Genomic DNA, 18,929 nt, shown 5'->3' with positions numbered 1-18,929 from the left:
GTTGTGCACGTAGGGCGTAAGGTGGCCGCGTGGATCTCAACGCCGTACGCACCTTCGTCGCCGCCGCCGACAGCGGACAGTTCCAGGAGGCCGCCGCCGATCTGGAGATCACCCAGCAGGCCGTGTCCAAGCGGGTCGCCGCCCTTGAGGCCGACCTCGGCGTGCGGCTCTTCACGCGCGCGCCGCGTGGTGTCCGGCTCACCGTCGACGGGCAGGCGTTCCTGCCGCACGCCCGCGCGCTGCTCCAGGCCGAGGAGCGGGCGGCGGCGTCCGTCAGGCCCGGCAGCCGGGCGCTGCGCGTCGACGTGGTCGGGCGCCGGGTGGCGACGGCCGGGCTGCTGCGGGACTTCCACCGCGCGCGGCCGGACATCGACCTCGACGTCGTCACCCTCTTCGGCGCCGACGCGGCGATCGACGCCCTCCAGGCCGGCACGATCGACGCGACCTTCCGCGCCGTCACCATGCCGGGGCGGCGGCTCCCCGCCGACATCGAGGCCGTCCCGGTCCTCGACGAGCCGATGATGCTGTTCACCGGGCCCGCCCACGCGTTCGCGGGCGCCCGCTCGATCACCCCGGCGCAGCTCGCCGGGCAGCGGATCTGGATGCCCGGCAACGAGCCAGGGACCGAGTGGGCCGCGTACTACGACGAGCTCGCCGCCACCTTCGGGTGCACCATCGACGTGCTCGGCCCGAGCCCGCACTTCGGCATCGAGACGCTCCTCGACACGATCGCGGACTCCTCGACCCTGGCGACCTTCCTGAGCGAGCGCACCCCGCTCGTCTGGCCCGCGGGACACGACCTGCGGCTCATCCCGCTGCGCGACCCGACGCCCGTCTACCCGCACTCACTGCTCTGGCACGCCGACAATCCGCACCCCGGGCTCGCCGCGTTGCGGGACCATCTGCTGGCCGCACGGAACGGCCTCGGGGGTGCGGAGACCTGGCGGCCGACGTGGGCGCGGCCTCAGCCCGGGAAGCGGTCTTAGCCCAGGAAGCGGCCCCGGCCCAGGAATCGTCCTCAGCCCAGGAAGCACGCCGAGACGTAACCGACCACGCCCGTGCGCTTGTTCTGGACGAGCTGCCAGGCGACGGTGTGGCTGCCGTCCGGGCACTGGACGCGGGGGCCCGGGTCGGCCTGGTACCAGTACGCGCAGTCGCCCTGGTTGGCCCAGCCGACGTGGCTGCCGCCGGGCTTGTTGCGCATGTGGATGCTGGTGCCCTTGAAGTCGGTGTGGGGGCCGCCGTGCTCGCAGGCGGCGCGGGCCTGGGCGGCGGCCGGGGCGGTGGCCTGGGCGGTGGGTGCCGCCGCGGCCGCGTGGCCGGTGGTGAACGGGGCCATGAGCAGCGCGGTGCCCGCCACCGCGAGGGCGGCCGTCGTCTTGGTTCGCTTCAACATGAACGCAACGGTTCCGAACCGGGGCGGCCCCGACAAGAAGGCGCGGCCCGCATCCACCTGTCCGTGGGAGTCACTCCCCGCCATGCGCGCCCCCTCCATCCCGGCCGCGCGCCCCCTAGCCCCGGCTGCTCCGGTAGTGCTCGGCGATCTCGTCCGACGTCGTCACCCACACCCCCGGGTGGTTCACCACGTACTCCAGGGCCTGGTCCAGATACTTGGCGCGGAACGCCTGGCCGATGACGAACGGGTGCAGGGCGAGGGCCATCACCCGGCCGCTGTCCGCCGCCTCCGCGTCGGCGTGCAGCTGGTCGAGCTGGTCCTTGACGATCTGCACGAAGTCGGGGCCGGTCATGCTGTGGCCGACGAAGAGGTTGATGTCGTTCAGCTCGACGGAGTACGGGACGCCGAACATGCCGGGGACGTTCAGGTCGAAGGGCTGGTCGTCGTTCGTCCAGTCCAGGACGTAGTCGAGGCCGAGTTCCTTGATCAGGTGCGGGGTGCGGAACGTCTCGGTGAGCGCGGGGCCCATCCAGCCGCGCGGCCGCGTCCCCGTGGTCCGCTCGATCGTCTCGACGACGTCCGTCAGGTACTTCCGCTCCTCGTCCTCCGTCATGTCGGCCTGGAAGATCGAGTTGTTCTTGCCGTGCGCGAGCCACGCCCAGTCGCGGTCCCGGCCCGCCTCGATGATCTGCGGATAGCGGTCGCCCACATCGGAGTTGAGGAGCACGCTGGCCCGGACCCGGTGCTTGTCGAGGGTCTCCAGGGTGCGCCAGAAGCCCACGCGCGGGCCGTAGTCCCGCCAGCCGTAGTTCAGCGGGTCCGGGGTGAGGTGCGCGGTGCCGGGGAACGTCGACGTCGACGGCTTGTCGACCTCGTAGTGCTCGATGTTGAGCCCCACGTAGAACGCGACCTTGGCGCCGCCCGGCCACTGGATCGGTTCGCGCTCGACTATGGGGCTGTAGTCGTAGAGCTGGTTGTCCATCCCACTCACCTCGGAACGTTCGCTGCGGGCTGCTGTCTGCTGTCCGCTGTGTCTGGTGCCTGTCGTGTGCGGGGGGTGTCCCGCCCACGACAGACATCCTCAAACGTTCACACTGATGTGAGGGTCAAACGCGCACCGCAAGTCTCCTCCCACGGCCGCGTGTACGCCCCTGACGTCACCTCACTTCACTTCCACGGTGACCTTCCACTGCCGGATGACGGCGGGGCAGGCGTAGCCGGGGTCGGGGACGCAGCTGGCTCCCGCGTTGACCGTGGCGGTGCCGACGCTGTCCGCGCTCAGGTCGGCGCGGGCACCGCCATCAGGCAGGGGGCTGCCCGCCGTTTTGCGGAGCACGGCGGCGTTGTCGGTGTCCGGGACGCTCCACGTCCACCTGACGTGGCCCTCGCGGACGGAGGTGAGCTTGACCTCGACGGTGTCCCCGGGGGCCACGGTCACGGTCCGGCCGTCGTCCGCGTTCGTCAGGACGGCCTTCCGGGCCGCCCGCGCCTCGGCCTGGGCGGTCGCCGGTACGGCGGCTACGGCGAATGCGGCGAGCGCGAGGCCTGCGGCCAGCGGGACGGCACGGTACGTCGATGACTTCATGGTCTCCCCAGGGTGTGGGCGGTGTTTCGGGTCCGTGGGGGCAGGCCGGACGGCCCGCACCCAGAGATCAGAATCGGCCGCACCCGGGCCCCACTTGCGGCTTTCACCGACAAACACCCTGATTGGGTGAGCTGGTGATGCTATGCCATGAGGTGTGACGTCATGGGGGTGACCGCGAGGCGTTACGTCACGGGGTGACCGCCGAACGTCCCGCTCGCAGCGCCGCCCGCACGGTCGGTGCGCCCCGGGCCGGGCCAGTGGGCGTGGAGCTCGGCCAGGTGTCGTGCCAGGTCCGACCCCGGGCGGTTCAGGCCTGGTATTCGGTGAGGTCGATGGCGTGGACGGTCAGCGGGACGCCGTACGCGGGGTGGTCCGTCTCGCGCTCCGGCGCCATGCCGAGCTTGCGGGCGACGTTCTCCGAGGCCTTGTCCCCGGCCCGGATGACGGCGACGACGCGGTCGATGCCGCGGTCCTGGAGCGCGAACTCCAGCGTCGCGTGGGCGGCCTCGGAGGCGTAACCCTGGCCCCAGAACTGGGGGCCGAGCCGCCAGCCGATCGCCACGTCGGGCACCACGTCCGGGAAGAACTCCGCCACGGACAGGCCCGTGAAGCCGATGAGCTCGCCCGAGCCAAGGAGTTCGACGGCGAAGAGCCCGAAGCCCTCCTCGTCCCACTCCTCCTCCCACCGCTCGATCTCCTCGGCGGTGGTGTCCGCGTCGATCACGGAGCCGTCGCCGACCCACCGCATCGCCCGGGGATCGGCGTTGATCTCCGCCAGGAACGGCACGTCGCCCTCGTGCCAGCGACGGAGGAGGAGGCGGGGGGTGTGGATCTCGGTCATACGGCCCATCCTGCCGAAGGCGCGGGCCCCGGCGTTAATCCGTGACCTGCGAGGACCTGAACCCGGACCCCACCCTTGTTCCTCCCCGCCACAGTAGAACGCTCTTTTTAGTCAGAACCTGGGTGCGGGCCCAGGGCTGACCCACCCCGCTCGGCAAGGCCATCAGCAGCGACCTGGGCCCGGCGGCCGTGGAAGATGCCCCAGCGCAGGCGGTGGGCGCGGGTCGCGTCCACCCAGAGGGGGAGGTTGGACAGCAGGCCGTCGACGTACGCGGGGCTGATCGTGGCGCGCAGGTCGGCCTCGCGGGCGCGGGTCTCGGCGGTGAGGCGGACGTAGTGCCGGGCGATCTGGTCGCTGTGGTCGTCGAAGTCGACGGGGGCCAGGCCGAGGTCGGCCAGCCGGCGCAGGTAGAAGGAGGGCGTGGCCAGGGCGTCCACGCCGAGGCGGGAGACCACCGGGTGCAGCGCCTCGGCGGGGGTGTCCTCGGCGGCCATGATGTCGGTGAACGCGAGGGCCCCGCCGGGCTTGAGGACGCGTACGGCCTCGCTGAGGACGCGGGTCCTGTCGCCGCTGTGGCAGAACGCCTCCAGCGAACAGACCGCGTCGAAGTGCCGCTCCCCGTAAGGCACTTCGTGGAAGGAGCCGGTGACGACCTCGATGAGGTGGTCGAGGCCGCGCTTGGCGTTGGCCGTGCGGTGGCGCTCGTTCTGGACGGCGCTGAGGTTGAGCGCGACGACGTCGCAGCCGAAGCGGTCGGCGAGGTAGCGGGCGGTGCCGCCGTAGCCGGAGCCCAGGTCGAGGACCGTCCGGCCGGGGGAGAGGCGGTCCGCGAGGCGGTCGGCGAGGCGCTCGACGGTACGGCGGGAGGCGTCGGCGACGGGCTCCGTGTCGTGGTCGTAGATGCCGGTGTGGATGTCCTCGCCGCCCCAGACGATGTCGTAGAAGCGGTCGACGTCGGTGGATTCGTAGTAGCTGCGGGTGGCGGTCTCGTTGCCGGTCAGGGTGGGGTTTTCAGTGTGCGTTTCGCTGGGCTCGCCGATCTGCCGCTCGGTCGGCCGCTCTGCCCGCTTCCCGGTCTGCTGTTCGGCCCGCTTCTCGGTCATGTGCGCTGTCCCCTCGGTGCTCGCCGTGCCGCCGTGGTGGTGGCTTCGCAAGCGTGGGTGCTCCGGGTGGAGATGATCAAGAGCGCCTGATCGGCCAAGAGCGCCTAGTCGGCCACGGGGGTGGACTCGGTGGTGAGGAGGTGGTGGCAGTGGCGGGCGCGGGCGGCCAGGTCGCCGTCCACGGTGAAGAGTTCGGTGAGGTACAGGAGCAGGTTGGTGATGGCCGCCTGGGTCGGACCGGCGGAGAGGAAGGCCTCGGTGACGGTGGCCAGGTCACGCGACGGTTCGAGGATCAGCGCCCGGAAGACGTCACGGAACCCGGCTTCGAGCGGCTGTGGCGCGTCCGGGGCGAGCAGTTCCACCCAGTGCGGCCTGCACGATGCGAGGCCTGACTCGACCGTGTCCAGCATGGTCAGCTCGAACGGGAAATTGTGGTCGCTGACCCTGCGGTCGGCGACCCTGGACAGATCGTCCCGTGCCTTCGTGAAATCTCCTGCCTGCCGGTACGTGATGCCGCGCACGGCACGGTGCCAGACGCGGTCGGAGTCGTGTGAGAGCGCGGCGGTGAGGTCGCTGATGGCTTCTTCGTAGTGACCGGCCTGCCGGTGGACATCGCCCCGCTGCGCTTGGAAGTGGGACGCGCTGGGCTGCAGGTCGAACGCCGTGGTGAGGTCCCGGACGGCTTCCGCGAGCCGTCCGGTCCGCTGGTGGGCGAGGCCTCGGAAGAAGAGAGCACTGGCGTGAGTCGGCTCGAACTCAAGGGCGGCGGTGTAGTCGTTGATGGCGTCCTGGTACCGGCCGGCCTCACGATGGACCGAACCGCGCAACACCCGGACATAGGGCATGCCGCTGTCCCTGTCGATGACAGCGGTGTAGTCCGCGACTGCCTCGTCGAAGTGCCGGAGCCTGCGATGCACTTCCGCGCGAGGCACCCGGCCGAGCAGGTTGTCGGGGTCGATGGTGAGGGCGCGATCGAGTTCGGCGAGTGCTTCCTCGTCGCGGTCGGCGAACATGAGGAGCCTGCCACGGTACGTATGGGCCAGGCTTCGGTGCTTGGCGCTCAGCGCGTCATGGCTCAGTACGGCGGTGAGGAAGCCCAGAGCCGGATCCTGGCCGGAGACGGCGGTGCGGAGCGTATCGGCCCACGTCAGCAGATCCGGATCAGCCGTGTCGCGGGCCGCCTGCTGGAAGGCGTCCGTCCACTGCCGTAGTACCGCCACATCCTCATCGGCGGCACCGATGGCCACCGCCAGCGCGGCCGTCAACGCGGCCGACGGCCGGGCGCACAGACGGTGGTACATCTCGTCCAGGCGGTGCCGGAGCCACCGGGCGTCGCCCCACCGCTTCGACGCGGGCAAGCCCTCCTGGACCGCCGCGCGCCAAGCGCCGTGCGCCTCCGCCAACCGCAGGTGCGCCGCACCCCACCGCTGCGGCGAGAACACCCGCCGCTGCCGCACCATGCTCGCCCGCACCACCGCGTGGTACTGCTTGAAATCCCCGTGCCCGCTCACGAACGGCTGGCCGCACAGCCACCCCCACAGCCGCCGCGCCTCCTCCGGCACCGCCGCCGCGAACACGTCCTCGTTCAGGCGGGGTGCCAGCGCGCAGGCCAGGACCGCGTCCCGTTCGGCCGGGTCGTCGATCCACCGGACGAAGCGCTCGACGGCCGCGTCGACCACGTCCGCCCCGGCGCCCACCTCCTCCGCGCTCTCCGGCTGGGCCAGGGCGAGGAGTTCGACTAGGAGGGGCAGGCCGAGGGACAGGTGCAGGACGGCGTCCACCACGTCCGGCTCGGTCACCCCGCGTGCGGCCAGGAGGGCGCGGGTCTCCGTCTGCGTGAAGACCTCCAGGGGCACGTCCGTGACGTGGGGCCGCAGCGGCGCCCACGGGCGTTCCGCCAGCTCGTCCCGTCCGGCCAGGACCATGATCACGTTCGCCGGCAGCGGCCCGAACTCGTCCTGGAGCAGGTCCAGCAGCCACCCGTCCAGGAAACGCCCCGTCTGCTCCCACGTGTCGAAGAACAGCACCACCCACGCGTGCTTCCCGGACAGGCGGTCCAGCTCCCCGACGAACGCCCGGCCGAGCCCGCTCGCGTCCGCCCCACGGCCCCGGCGACCCCGGCCCCCCTGGCCTCGCAACCCCGCACGCAACCGATCCAACCCCTGCGCCGCCGCATCCTGATTCGCCATCGACGTCGCCGCCCCGACCCCGGGGATCAGCGCCGCCGCCCCCAGCGCCGCCTGCGTCACCACCCGGCTCGACAGGGACGCGTCGGCGCCCACCGCGTCGGCCCCCTCGGTGAGCATCGACTCGGCCGCCGCCGCGTCCTGCTCCTTGCGGTACTGCTCCGCCGCCTTGTCGAACTCCTTGAGCGGGCCCGTCTGTTCGGCCAGTTGCCGGGCCAGCTCCGCCAGCGCCTGCGGCACCCCGTGGACGTCGTTCTCGTCCACCACGGCGGTGACCGCACCCGCCTTCCGGGCCACCTCCTGCCACTGCCGCAGCAGCGTCGACTTGCCCACGCCCCCGACCCCGCGCACATGGAACAGGAAGTCCGCCGGGTCCTCCGCCGACGCCGGATCCTTCGTCAGGTTCTCGGTGAACAGGGACACCTGCGCCCGCCGCCCCACGAACCGCGCCCGCGTACGCTCCCGGATCAACTCGCCCCGCGACCGCCCCCGACGCCCCGCCCCGGCCATGCGCCCACCTCCACCAGCGCCATGCTGCCATCCGGGGGCCCACCGGGGACGGCTCCTTGCCGAACCGGGCGCCGGGCGTAAAGCAGTGGCGGTCCCGTGCCCCGCGCACGACCATGGGGCGCATGAGCGACCAACCCGCGCGATGGAGCCAGGCGAGCGTCTACCCCGACATGTGGGCGGACCCCGACAACGACCCGCGCGACAGCGACGGCCCCAGCCCGGACGGCGAGCTGCCGACCTACCTCGACTTCCTGTCGGGGTATCGCTTGACCCTGCGCATGAAGTGCGAGGGCCTGGACGCGGAGCAGCTCGCCCGGCGCTCCGTACCGCCGTCGACGATGTCGCTCCTCGGCCTGCTGCGGCACCTCGCCGAGGTGGAACTGGACTGGCGCGGCTGGATCGAGGGCGAGGCCCCGCCCAAGCTGTACGGCCGGAAGAACGCCGACTTCGAGGAGGCCGTCGCCGACCAGGCCATGGTCGACGCCGCGTACGCCGACCTGGAGCGTGAGCAGGCCGCGACCGACGCCGCGCTCGCCGCCCACCCGGATCTGGGGGAGCGGCTGAAGGACGGCTCCTCGGTCCGGGAGCTGATGGTGCACCGGATCGAGGAGTACGCGCGGCACTGCGGGCACGCGGATCTGCTGCGCGAGTGCGTCGACGGCCGGGTCGGCCAGTAGCCACGGCCGACGCGGGCGGGACCGCCGAGGGGGCGGCTAGCCGAACTGCACGCTGTGCGGGAGCGACCCGGTGAAGTTCGCAGCCTGCCCGGGGTGCAGAACGATCCGGACCTCCTCACAACCATGGTCGTGGTAAACCGTGGCCTTGGTGTCCGTCTGGTTCGAGGCGGTCTCCGCGCCCCCCTGGGCGAGCAGACGGCACTCTCCGTTGGCCGGGTTGTTCATCTCCAGGTCGCCCGCCTGGGCCGAGCGGTAGAAGAACGTGCCGTTGGCCGCGTACGCCGTACTGGCGGGCAGGGCGGCGAAGAGAGCGAGGGCGGCGCCGAGGGCGAGGGCCGCGCGGGTGGTCTTCGAGGTGTGCGTGGTCGTCATGAACGTCAACGGTTCCTGACGGAGGCGGGTGGCGACAGGGGAGCGCGGGGGCGTTTCCCGCTGGTGCCGCGCCTCGCACGCCCCTGCCGCGCGCGGGCGACGCGTCACCGGACGTCCGACCCGGCTTCGTGAACGCGACGTTCCAGCAACTCGGGGGCGAGGACGGTGACGGCGTGGTGCCGCACGTCGATCAGCCCGTCGCGCCGGAGCCGGGACAGGGCGCGGTTCACGGTCACGCGGGTCACGCCGAGCAGTTCGGCGAGGGCCTGCTGGGTGCCGCCGGGCAGGGGCACGGGGCCGCCGCCGGGCGCCGCCGCGGCCCGCTCCAGGAGCCAGACCGAGACCCGCGCCCCGGCGGGCAGCGTGGCCGTGCGGGCCAGGCGCTCCTGCTGCTCGCGGGCGCTGCCCGCGAGCACCCGCAGCACGTGGCGGCGTACCGAGGACTCGTCGTCGACCAGCGTCAGGAAACGCTGCCGGGGCAGACTCCGCACGACGCAGGGCGTGAGCGCGGTGAGCGTGGCCGTGTGCCCGCCGCCGTCGATCACGGCGATCTTGTCGAGGGCGCAGGGGGCCGCCCACTCCCCGAAGCGCACGACCCGGCCCGCGCCGGTCGTGCCGGTGGCGGTCACCCTGCCGCCGAGGAGGAGCAGCAGCCGCGCGGCCGGGTCGGCCTCGTGCCGCAGGACCTGTCCCGCCGGTACCGCCTTCGGCACGGACGCCTGCCACAGCCGCCGCAGGACGTCGTCGGGGAGGGCCCCGAGGAGCGGAACGTCGCCCAAGGAGTGCCACCGCTCGCGTGTATCAGCCGATACAGACCTGGTCACAGCGTGACCGTACCGTCCCCCGCATGCTGATCCTCGAACTCGCCTTCACCGACAACGGCACCCCGGAACGGCTCGCGGCCCGCCCCGCCCACCGGCAGCGCCTGATCCGACTGCACACCGAGGGCCGACTGGTGGCCGCCGGACCCTGGGCGGACGACTCGGGCGCGGTCCTGATCTTCGACGTCGACCGCTCCGAACTGGAGGAGATCATGGCCGCCGACCCGTACTACGGCGCTCCGGGCGTACGCGTCCAGGGCGTCCGCGCGTGGACACCGCTCGTGGGGCCCGCGCGCGGCACGTGAGAGACGTGTTGCCGCACCCCCTCCACGTACCGCCGCATGTTCTTGTGCGCCGTGTCGGTGTCGGGGTGGCGGGCGGAGAAGTGCAGGCCGTCGTGGAACCGGGCCACCCACGCGCAGACCTTGTCGCCGTAGGAGACGCGGACCAGGCCGTGGGCCCGCATGTCCGGCCAGCGTTCCGAGCCGGGCACGGACCGGGTGTCGACGAACGACACGATCGAGTACAGGTCCGGGGACGTGGGCCTGAAGTCGGCGCCGAGCTGGTGCAGGACACGGGCGATGGGGACGCGGGACAGCGGCTTGGTGCGGCGCAGCTCGTCGCGGACCAGGCGCAGCGCGCTGTCGAAGTCGGGCGCCTCGGCGAGCGGGATCTCGATGGGTGCCCCGCCCACGTACCAGCCGAGGGACTCCTGCCACCGGGACTTCACCCGGGTGTGGAACGGCACGACGGCCCGGTACACGGGCTGCCCGCCCATCTCGTGCAGGACGAGCGCGGTGGCGGCCAGGATGCCGACCAGGCTGCCGCCGTACGGGCGGCAGTACGCCTCGAAGGCCGCCGCGTCCGCGTCGTCGGCGAGCGGGGCGCACAGCAACTTCTGGGTGGGCAGTGGGCCCTGGGGGTCGAGGCCGAGGTCGATGGGGAAGTTCGGCAGGGTCCCGCCGCACCTGGCGATGAACTCGCGCCAGCGGGCGACGACCGCGTGCGTGTCGTCGATCTGGTCGGCGTCGGCGCGCTCGACGGCGCAGAAGTCGACGTAGCTGGCGACCGGAGGGGCCGGGTCGGCGCGGCTCTCGCGGGCGGCCTCGTACAGGTCGTGGATCTCGGCGGGCAGGCGGTACAGCGAGTACGCGTCCACGTTGCTGTGGTCGAACGCGGCGTAGACGCTCGCGCCGTCCTCCCTGAACACCGCCGCGTAGATGAAGTTGGGCCAGCTCAGGGCGTTCGCGGCGGTGTCGAAGCGGTCTTCCAGGTAGCGGGCGAGGGTGCCGGCGTCAGTGAAGGTCCCGGTGTCCTGGCGGTGCAGCGCGACATCGTCGGCGGCGAGCGTGAACCGGCGCAGCTCGCCGTCGTCCCAGCGCAGGCCGCTGCGCAGCGTCTCGTGCCGTACGGTCCAGGCCGCGAGGGCCTGTTGGAGGGCCTCGGTGTCGACGGGCCCGGCGAGGTCGAAGGCCGCGCCGAGCCAGGTCGGTACGAACAGGCCGTCGTCCCGCACTGAACGCGCCGTGCGCACATGGGACTCCTGCACGTAGGCGGCCGGCCGGGAGTCCTCCGGCAGGCCGGCCGCCGTCTCGACGGCCCTCGGGTGCAGCGTCCACTCCACGACCCGCCCCGGGCGGATCTCGCAGCGCTGGATGTCGGTCATACGCACGCGGTCTCTCCGTTCCCGGCATGGCGCGATGTCCCGGCCTGGATCATGGTTCCGGCATGCCTTGACGCCCACGGGCCCGGCGACGTGTCCTCGGGGTCCGGCGAGGCATCCTCCGGGGCCCAGCGAGGCATCCTCCGCGCGCGGCCGGTACGGCCGCAACCACGCCTCTCGCGCCACATTGGCCACTTCCGTGCGCTGGTGCCGGACGCTCCGCACGCGGGGTGCGCGACGTGGGCGCTCGCTCTTCGGGGTGAGGTGTACGAGTCCCTGGATACGCGGGCAAGGGGGTGGGCAACGACAGCCGTTGCGCACGTGCGTCCACCTCTCCGAACGCTCCGAAAGGACCTCCATGCGTTTCCGCACCGCCCTGGCCGCCGCCTCGGGTGCCCTTGCCCTGATCGTCACCCTGCCGACGTCCGCCGCCGCGGCCGAGGGGACGTTCCAGTACACGTACAGCGGTCTCGACGGCCGCCCCCAGATCGCCGCCATCGACAACCCGGACAGTTGGGTCTGCGTCACCCTGCCGGAGGTGGGGGACCCGGACTCCAGCTCACCCGCCCACTCGCCGCGCAACCGGACGGACCAGTTCGCGCACGTCTTCACCGGGCCGGACTGCGACGGTGACTCGTTCACGCTGCGGCCGCACACCGGGTACGGCAGCGAACGCCTCACGCTCCGCTCGGTCCGCTTCACGCCGCCGCTGCCGTCCTGACAACCCCGGCAACCTCGGCAACCCCGGCAACCCCGGCAACCTCGGCAACAGGGAGGGCCACTCGCGCGGATGCGCGCAGGCGGCCCTTCCGGCCCTGCTGATCACCGGCCCCCGTACGGAAGCGCCGGGCTCCTCACGGAAGCAGTTCGTCGAGCGCCCCGTCCAGCGTCTTGAACGCCGCCTCGCCCGCGCTCAGCGACTCGTACACGTACCGGACCGCCACCGCCTCCGGCGCCATCCCGCGGAATTCCGACCTGATCGGCCGCGAAGCGGACATCGCCCGCGTCTGCGACCTGGTCCGCTCCCAGCGCCTGGTCACCCTGACGGGCCCCGGCGGCGTAGGCAAGACCCGCCTGGCCCTGGAGGCGGCCCGCCCCCTGATCACCGACTACGCCGACGACCACCCCGACGCCGCCGCCCTCCTCGGCCAGGCCGCCGCCCTCCGCGAAGCCGAGAACTCCCCGCTGCCCCCGGCCGAACGCACCGACGTCGACCGCGCCACCACCCGCTCCCGCACCGCCCTCGGCACCACCGCCGTCGAGGCCGCGTACGAGAAGGGGGCCGCGGAGGCCACCGGGTAGCCCCGCGCCGGGGGACCGGGGGAACGGGGGCCGTTGGACCCCGGGGGGGGACCGGGTGGGACCGGGTGGGACGGACGACCCCCGCCCTCACCCGGACCCCAGACCCCGGCCCCTGGGAACCCCCGGGCCTACCCGAGAACCGCCCGCAACTGGTCCAACCCCCAGTCCAAGTCCTCCTTGCTGATCACCAGCGGCGGCGCGATCCTGATCGTCGACCCGTGGGTGTCCTTCACCAGCACCCCGAGGTCCATCAACTTCTCGGAGATCTCCCGGCCCGTGCCCTGCGCCGGGTCGATGTCGACGCCCGCCCACAGCCCGCGCCCGCGCACCTCCGTGACCTTGCCGGAGCCCACGAGCAGGCCCAGCTCGGCGTGCAGGTGGTCGCCGAGCTCGGTGGCCCGCTGCTGGAACTCGCCGGTCTCCAGCATCGCGACGACCTCCAGGGCCACCGCGCACGCCAGCGGATTCCCGCCGAACGTCGACCCGTGCTCGCCGGGCCTGAACACCCCGAGCACGTCCGCGTTGGCCACCACCGCCGACACCGGCACCACCCCGCCGCCGAGCGCCTTGCCCAGCAGATACACGTCCGGCACCACACCCTCGTGCTCGCACGCGAACGTCCGGCCCGTCCGGCCGAGCCCCGACTGGATCTCGTCCGCGATGAACAGGACGTTGTAGTCGCTGGTCAGCTCCCTGACGCCGGGGAGATAGCCGGGCGGCGGGACCAGTACCCCCGCCTCGCCCTGGATCGGCTCGATGAGGACCGCCACCGTGTCGTCCGTGACCGCCTCGCGCAGCGCGTCCAGGTCGCCGTACGGCACGATGTCGAATCCCGGCGTGTACGGGCCGTAGTCCGCGCGGGCCTCCGGGTCCGTCGAGAAGCTGACGATCGTCGTCGTACGCCCGTGGAAGTTGTCGCTCGCCACCACGATCCTGGCCCGGCCGTCCGGCACCCCCTTGACGCGATACCCCCACTTCCGGGCGGTCTTCACGGCCGTCTCCACGGCCTCCGCCCCCGTGTTCATCGGCAGCACCATGTCCTTGCCGCACAACGCGGCCAGCCGCGCGCAGAACTCCGCGAACCGGTCGTGGTGGAACGCCCGCGACGTGAGCGTCACCCGGTCCAGTTGCTTCTTCGCCGCCTCGACCAGGCGCCGATTGCCGTGGCCGAAGTTGAGAGCCGAGTACCCGGCCAGCATGTCCAGGTACCTGCGGCCCTCCACATCCGTCATCCACGCCCCCTCCGCCGAGGCGACCACCAGCGGCAGTGGGTGGTAGTTGTGCGCACTGTGCGCTTCGGCCGAGGCGATGAGGTCTTCCGTAGCAGTCACGGGGGGCTCCATTTCTCGCGTGCGCACGTCGTTGTGCGCTTTCTTCCGGCGGTTCACGGCGCGGTGCGCGTTCTTCCGGTTCGGGGCGGGCACGTGACCCAATTCCTATCGTCGCTCGCATCCTGGACTAAGGACCACGACAGGATGGAGCGCCCGATAGGCTGGTTTTTCACAGCACGGCGACTGGCGCACAGGGAAATGACCCTGAGGGAGCCGTGCGAGGCAACGCCTTCGAGGTGCCGCCCGCCTGGGCACCCGGGACCACGACCGGACATTTCACCGCTCGCCCCGGAGGACGCCATGACGCCACCCGCTGCCCACAAGACCCCTGCCCACCAGCACCCCGCCCTCGCCGCCGCCGACCCCGAACTCGCCGCCCTCGTCGGCGTCGAAGAGCGCCTCCAGGCCGACACCCTCCGCCTGATCCCCAGCGAGAACTACGTCTCCAGCGCCGTCCTCGAAGCCTCCGGCACCGTCCTGCAGAACAAGTACAGCGAGGGCTACCCGGGCCGCCGCTACTACGAGGGCCAGCAGAACATCGACCAGGTCGAACGCCTCGCCGTCGCCCGCGCCAAGGCCCTCTTCGGCACCGACCACGCCAACGTCCAGCCCTACTCCGGCTCCCCGGCCAACCTCGCCGTCTACCTCGCCTTCGCCGAGCCCGGCGACACCGTCATGGGCATGGCCCTGCCGATGGGCGGCCACCTCACCCACGGCTGGGGTGTCTCCGCCACCGGCAAGTGGTTCCGCGGCGTGCAGTACGCCGTGCGGCAGGACACCGGCCTCGTCGACTTCGACGCCGTCCGTGAACTCGCCCTGAAGGAACGACCGAAGCTGATCTTCTGCGGCGGCACCGCCCTGCCCCGCACCATCGACTTCGCCGCCTTCGCCGAGATCGCCCGCGAGTCCGGCGCCGTCCTCGTCGCCGACATCGCCCACATCGCCGGGCTCATCGCCGGCGGCGCCCACCCCTCACCCGTGCCGCACGCCGACGTGATCTCCACGACCACCCACAAGACCCTGCGCGGGCCCCGCGGCGCCATGCTCCTGGCCCGCGAGGAGCACGCCAAGGCCATCGACAAGGCCGTCTTCCCCGGCCTCCAGGGCGGCCCCCACAACCAGACCACCGCCGCCATCGCCGTCGCCCTCCACGAAGCCGCCCAACCCTCCTTCCGTGACTACGCCCACGCCGTCGTCGCCAACGCCCAGGCCCTCGCCGACGCCCTCCTCGCCCGCGGCTTCGACCTCGTCTCCGGCGGCACCGACAACCACCTCGTCCTGATGGACCTCACCCCCAAGGACGTCCCCGGCAAGGTCGCCGCGAAGGCCCTCGACCGGGCCGGGATCGTCGTCAACTACAACACCGTCCCCTACGACGCCCGGAAGCCGTTCGACCCCTCCGGCGTGCGCATCGGCACCCCCTCCCTGACGTCCCGCGGCCTCGGCACCGAGCACATGGCCACCGTCGCCGACTGGATCGACCGCGGGGTCCGTGCCGCCGGGTCCGGCGACGAGGACGCACTCCAGAAGATCCGCGGCGAGGTCGCCGAGCTGATGGCGGCCTTCCCGGCCCCCGGCCTGCCCAGGGCCTGAGCTGCCCGGCGGGGCGGGGTCAGGCGTCGAGCAGCTCCTGGCGCGGGGGCTCGTCCCCGCCGTGCTCGGGCCCGTCGTCGCGGCGGCGGAGCAGGTGCATCGCGGCCGCTCCCGCCGCCAGGCCCGCCGCCCCGCTCGGTATCGCCCACTGCCAGCCCGTGCCGTCCCCGTCCGGGCCCCGTCGGTCCGCGTCGCCCTTGCCCTGGGCGGCCACTCCGGCGGGGGCCGGGCTCTCCGGCTCGGGTGGCGGTGCCACGTCCGACGGGCGGATCCCCGCGTGGTTCCGCTCGGACAGCTTGCCCATCAGGCCCAGGTCCTTCAGGAGGGACCGCAGGGCCGAGGGGTCCGGAGACCGGTGCCAGTACCCCTTCATCGTCTCCGTGTCCGTCGTCGTGTGGATCCATATCGCCGCGTCCTCGGTGGCCGACGGCTCTGGATACACCCGGTCCACGCGCCACGGACTCACGTCGTGCACCAGCCAGGTCACATTGATCTGGCGCGTCGCGCCCAGGCTCAGGCCCGGCGGCTGCTCGCTCTCTCCCCTGGCCGTCGGGCCGAGCAGCTTCTCCAACTCGGCGTACTCCTCCCGGTCCCGGTACAACGACGCTGTCTCTCCGCTCTCCGGTGATGTGATCAGCACGCTCGTCGGCCCGCCCGCCGACGCCTGCGGCGCGCCCAGCAGCAGCACGGCCAGCGCCACGACCAGCCCGGCCAGTCCCCTCGCCGTTCCCATCTGAGACCCCCTGCGGCTCCCGGCGCGGCCCCTCCGCACCGCCTCACTTCTGGTACACCGGCCGAGCCCCGCAGGTTCCACTCGGCGGCCACCCACCCATCAGCCGCGTCAACAACCCTGCGAGTCAATACACCTAGCCCCCGGCGCCGTCCCGCCCCCGCTCCGTACCCGTCCCCGCGCCGCGCTGCCCGGCCCGCTCCGGCACCGACTTCGCGATCTCCGTCGCCCGCGCCTTCGACCCCACGCCCTCAAGCCGCAGCGTCAGCTCCCGCTGGTCCGTCCACAGCAGCGTCGGGCCCGCGGGCCGCACCGCCCGCTTCCAGCTCCCGCCGTCGGGGTCGAGCAGCCACAGTTCGAGCCGGTGGGGGCGGGCGAACCACAAGGCCGTGCCGTTGCCGAGGTCGATCCACTCGGGCTGACCCGGCACCAGCTTCGTATAGCCCGGGTCGAGCGCGGCCGGGAACTCGTCGAGCCGGACCGTCCGGCCGTGCTCACGCCAGCACAGCGTGATCGAGGAACGGCCCGCCCGTTCCCGCGTCACCACCACCGCGTCCGGCTTCCCGAGCGCCGCAGGCACGGCGGGCCGGAACCCGGCCTCCCGCTCGGCCCGCGCCAGCGACACCGACGGCTCCCCGCACCCCGGCGTGAGCGCCGCGGGCGGCGGAGGCGACGGGTCGTACCGCACCTCGACCCCGCCGAAGTCGAACCAGTCGAAGACCGCCGCCCGCACGGGAGGCGTCAGCGCCGCCACGGTCAGCAGGCCGCACACGGACACGGCGACCGCCCGCCACCGGGCCCGCACGCCGTGCCGCACGCGCCTCAGGCCATGGCGGGCCCCCTCGGCCCGGCCGGGCGGCTCGGGCTCGGGGACCGCGGCGCCCTCGGCCCGTATCTGCGCGAGCACCCGCTCGACCATCGTCTCCTCGCCCGGATGCCGGTCCAGCGAGCGCCCCAGCGCCCGCAGCTCCTCCGGCAGCCCCGCACCGCCGGACCGCTCGGCGCCCCCGGCACCCGCGTCGCCCGTGTTGTCTGTGCTGTCTGGGTCACCCATGCCCCTCACCTCCCCTCACCCCCTTCCGGAAGCAGTCGTCCCAGCTTGCGCAGGGCCCGGTTCAACCGGGACTTCACCGTGCCCCTCGGCCAGCCCAGGGCCTGGGCCGTCTCCGTCTCGTCCATCTCCAGGAGATAGCGGTACGTCACGACCAGGCGGTGGTCCTCGCCCAGGCGGTCCAGGGCGGCAAGCAGCGCGGCGCGGCGCTCCCGCTCCAGGGCCGCCACGGCCGGGTCCGCCGACTCCGGTATCAGCGGATCCGCCTCTGTCAGCGCGGCCTCGCGGCCCGCCACGGAGCGCTGTCGCGCCGCCGAACGCACTGTGTTCCTCGTCTCATTGGCCACGATCGAGAGCAGCCACGGCTTGAACGACGAGCCGTCCCGGAACCGGCCGAGCGCGCGGTACGCCTTGAAGAAGGACTGCTGCACCACGTCCTCGGCGTCCGAGCCCGCGCCGAGGGCCGCCGCCGCTCGCAGCGCCACGCCGGTGAAGGCGCGCACCAGCTCGGCGTACGCCTCCGGCTCGCCGGCGCGCACCCGTGCGATGACCGCCGCCTCGTCGACGCCGATGCCGTCCCCCTCCAGCGCCCGCCCTGCCGCGCTCCCCGGAGCCGCCTGAAGAGCATTCCCCCGTGCACTCACACTCTTGGTACACCGCCCGGACCGAATCGGTTCCCACCCGTCACGCACCAGTTCCCGACCAACGGGCGACACCTGAGAGAATGCTGAGCATGGCCTCTGATCGTCCCCGTGTGCTCTCCGGAATCCAGCCCACCGCAGGCTCGTTCCACCTCGGCAACTACCTCGGCGCCGTCCGCCAGTGGGTAGCCCTGCAGGAGTCCCACGACGCCTTCTACATGGTCGTGGACCTGCACGCGATCACGATTCCGCAGGACCCGGCCGAGCTGCGCGCGAACACCCGCCTCGCCGCCGCCCAGCTCCTCGCCGCCGGGCTCGACCCCGAGCGCTGCACCCTGTTCGTCCAGAGCCACGTCCCCGAGCACGCCCAGCTCGCCTGGGTCATGAACTGCCTCACCGGCTTCGGCGAGGCCAGCCGCATGACGCAGTTCAAGGACAAGTCGGCCAAGCAGGGCGCCGACCGCGCGTCGGTGGGCCTGTTCACGTACCCGGTCCTCCAGGTCGCGGACATCCTGCTCTACCAGGCCAACGAGGTGCCGGTCGGCGAGGACCAGCGCCAGCACATCGAGCTGACCCGGGACCTGGCCGAGCGCTTCAACGGCCGCTTCGGGCAGACGTTCAAGGTCCCGTCGCCGTACATCCTCAAGGAGACGGCGAAGATCTACGACCTGCAGGACCCGGCGATCAAGATGAGCAAGTCGGCGTCCACGCCGAAGGGCCTGATCAACCTGCTCGACGAGCCCAAGGCCACCGCGAAGAAGGTCAAGAGCGCGGTCACCGACACCGACACGGTGATCAAGTACGACCCCGTGGACAAGCCGGGTGTCAGCAACCTCCTCACCATCTACTCCACGCTCACGGGCACCGGTATCGCGGAACTTGAGCAGAAGTACACCGGTAAGGGCTACGGTGCGCTGAAGACCGACCTCGCCGAGGTCATGGTCGAGTTCGTGACCCCCTTCCGGGACCGCACCCAGGAGTACCTGGACGACCCGGAGACGCTCGACTCGATCCTGGCCAAGGGCGCGGAGAAGGCTCGTGCCGTCGCGGCGGAGACCCTGGCCCAGGCGTACGACAAGGTGGGCTTCCTGCCCGCCAAGCACTGAGCCCCACCCGAGCGACCCGAC

General features: G+C 72.4%; 20 protein-coding genes and 1 riboswitch. Of the genes, 7 read left to right on the top strand and 13 right to left on the bottom strand.

Translation table 11 applies throughout. The annotated features are described in order from the left end of the window. Positions 1-29 precede the first annotated feature (29 nt). Positions 30-986 (top strand): LysR family transcriptional regulator, encoded by a 957-nt coding sequence (locus IE274_RS21610; protein WP_190117519.1) that lies wholly within the window; start codon positions 30-32, stop codon positions 984-986. 32 nt (positions 987-1,018) lie between these two features. On the opposite strand, the gene IE274_RS21605 is transcribed toward IE274_RS21610, so the two are convergent. The 6 genes from IE274_RS21605 to IE274_RS40070 form a co-directional block, all read right to left on the bottom strand. Next, on the bottom strand, positions 1,019-1,396 hold the full coding sequence (locus IE274_RS21605; protein ID WP_190117518.1) for a hypothetical protein: 378 nt from the start codon (positions 1,394-1,396) through the stop codon (positions 1,019-1,021). A gap of 115 nt (positions 1,397-1,511) precedes the next feature. Beyond that, entirely contained in the window at positions 1,512-2,378 is an 867-nt protein-coding gene (locus tag IE274_RS21600; protein WP_190117517.1) for a polysaccharide deacetylase family protein, read from the bottom strand. Positions 2,379-2,558: 180 nt separating this feature from the next. Further along, complete coding sequence (locus tag IE274_RS21595) at positions 2,559-2,981, bottom strand: hypothetical protein (RefSeq protein ID WP_190117516.1); 423 nt, start codon at positions 2,979-2,981, stop codon at positions 2,559-2,561. Positions 2,982-3,288: 307 nt separating this feature from the next. Then, positions 3,289-3,822, bottom strand: a complete 534-nt coding sequence (locus IE274_RS21590) for a GNAT family N-acetyltransferase (RefSeq protein ID WP_190117515.1) — start codon at positions 3,820-3,822, stop codon at positions 3,289-3,291. 107 nt (positions 3,823-3,929) lie between these two features. Next, positions 3,930-4,925 carry a class I SAM-dependent methyltransferase gene (locus tag IE274_RS21585; protein ID WP_190117514.1) on the bottom strand — a complete coding sequence of 332 codons (996 nt, stop codon included), beginning with the start codon at positions 4,923-4,925 and terminating at the stop codon, positions 3,930-3,932. Between the two features lie 104 nt (positions 4,926-5,029). Continuing rightward, a complete protein-coding gene (locus tag IE274_RS40070; protein WP_190117513.1) occupies positions 5,030-7,621 on the bottom strand; it encodes a tetratricopeptide repeat protein in 2,592 nt (863 codons plus the stop codon). A 113-nt stretch (positions 7,622-7,734) separates the two neighbouring features. Between IE274_RS40070 and IE274_RS21575 the strand changes: the two genes are divergently transcribed. Continuing rightward, the gene (locus IE274_RS21575) at positions 7,735-8,298 is read left to right on the top strand and encodes a DinB family protein (RefSeq protein WP_190117512.1); all 564 of its coding nucleotides are present in this window, start codon (positions 7,735-7,737) and stop codon (positions 8,296-8,298) included. Positions 8,299-8,334: 36 nt separating this feature from the next. Here IE274_RS21575 and IE274_RS21570 read toward each other — a convergent pair whose 3' ends face one another. Then, on the bottom strand, positions 8,335-8,670 hold the full coding sequence (locus IE274_RS21570) for a hypothetical protein (RefSeq protein ID WP_190117511.1): 336 nt from the start codon (positions 8,668-8,670) through the stop codon (positions 8,335-8,337). Between the two features lie 104 nt (positions 8,671-8,774). Further along, positions 8,775-9,449 carry a Crp/Fnr family transcriptional regulator gene (locus IE274_RS21565; RefSeq protein ID WP_229909711.1) on the bottom strand — a complete coding sequence of 225 codons (675 nt, stop codon included), beginning with the start codon at positions 9,447-9,449 and terminating at the stop codon, positions 8,775-8,777. Between the two features lie 68 nt (positions 9,450-9,517). Here IE274_RS21565 and IE274_RS21560 point away from each other — a divergent pair, with 68 nt between their 5' ends. Continuing rightward, a complete protein-coding gene (locus IE274_RS21560) occupies positions 9,518-9,796 on the top strand; it encodes a YciI family protein (protein WP_190117509.1) in 279 nt (92 codons plus the stop codon). Here IE274_RS21560 and IE274_RS21555 read toward each other — a convergent pair. Further along, a complete protein-coding gene (locus tag IE274_RS21555; RefSeq protein WP_190117508.1) occupies positions 9,721-11,163 on the bottom strand; it encodes a condensation domain-containing protein in 1,443 nt (480 codons plus the stop codon). The two genes, IE274_RS21560 and IE274_RS21555, sit on opposite strands and share 76 nt — an antisense overlap. A 349-nt stretch (positions 11,164-11,512) precedes the next feature. Between IE274_RS21555 and IE274_RS21550 the strand changes: the two genes are divergently transcribed. Together IE274_RS21550 and IE274_RS21545 are read left to right on the top strand one after the other, a co-directional pair. Then, positions 11,513-11,875 carry a hypothetical protein gene (locus IE274_RS21550; protein ID WP_190117507.1) on the top strand — a complete coding sequence of 121 codons (363 nt, stop codon included), beginning with the start codon at positions 11,513-11,515 and terminating at the stop codon, positions 11,873-11,875. A 170-nt stretch (positions 11,876-12,045) separates the two neighbouring features. Further along, complete coding sequence (locus IE274_RS21545; protein WP_190117506.1) at positions 12,046-12,456, top strand: AAA family ATPase; 411 nt, start codon at positions 12,046-12,048, stop codon at positions 12,454-12,456. A 128-nt stretch (positions 12,457-12,584) separates the two neighbouring features. On the opposite strand, the gene rocD is transcribed toward IE274_RS21545, so the two are convergent. Further along, complete coding sequence (rocD, locus tag IE274_RS21540) at positions 12,585-13,799, bottom strand: ornithine--oxo-acid transaminase (RefSeq protein WP_233103113.1); 1,215 nt, start codon at positions 13,797-13,799, stop codon at positions 12,585-12,587. Positions 13,800-13,956: 157 nt separating this feature from the next. Beyond that, positions 13,957-14,047: riboswitch (ZMP/ZTP riboswitch) on the top strand. Positions 14,048-14,087: 40 nt separating this feature from the next. Here rocD and glyA point away from each other — a divergent pair. After that, a complete protein-coding gene (gene glyA, locus IE274_RS21535; protein ID WP_190117504.1) occupies positions 14,088-15,380 on the top strand; it encodes a serine hydroxymethyltransferase in 1,293 nt (430 codons plus the stop codon). A 19-nt stretch (positions 15,381-15,399) separates the two neighbouring features. On the opposite strand, the gene IE274_RS21530 is transcribed toward glyA, so the two are convergent. The 3 genes from IE274_RS21530 to IE274_RS21520 all read right to left on the bottom strand — a co-directional run bounded on the left by IE274_RS21530 (position 15,400) and on the right by IE274_RS21520 (position 17,748). Then, a complete protein-coding gene (locus IE274_RS21530; protein WP_190117503.1) occupies positions 15,400-16,113 on the bottom strand; it encodes a hypothetical protein in 714 nt (237 codons plus the stop codon). Between the two features lie 133 nt (positions 16,114-16,246). Beyond that, on the bottom strand, positions 16,247-17,164 hold the full coding sequence (locus tag IE274_RS21525; RefSeq protein ID WP_229909710.1) for a hypothetical protein: 918 nt from the start codon (positions 17,162-17,164) through the stop codon (positions 16,247-16,249). Positions 17,165-17,169: 5 nt separating this feature from the next. Beyond that, positions 17,170-17,748, bottom strand: a complete 579-nt coding sequence (locus IE274_RS21520) for an RNA polymerase sigma factor (protein WP_190117792.1) — start codon at positions 17,746-17,748, stop codon at positions 17,170-17,172. A 146-nt stretch (positions 17,749-17,894) separates the two neighbouring features. Here IE274_RS21520 and trpS point away from each other — a divergent pair, with 146 nt between their 5' ends. Further along, on the top strand, positions 17,895-18,908 hold the full coding sequence (trpS, locus tag IE274_RS21515) for a tryptophan--tRNA ligase (RefSeq protein WP_190117502.1): 1,014 nt from the start codon (positions 17,895-17,897) through the stop codon (positions 18,906-18,908). Positions 18,909-18,929: the final 21 nt, after the last annotated feature.

This window comes from Streptomyces flavofungini, assembly GCF_014650815.1.
Taxonomy (GTDB): domain Bacteria; phylum Actinomycetota; class Actinomycetes; order Streptomycetales; family Streptomycetaceae; genus Streptomyces; species Streptomyces flavofungini.
Note: the sequence above shows the minus strand (reverse complement) of the source record. Positions and strands in the feature narration are given on the sequence as shown.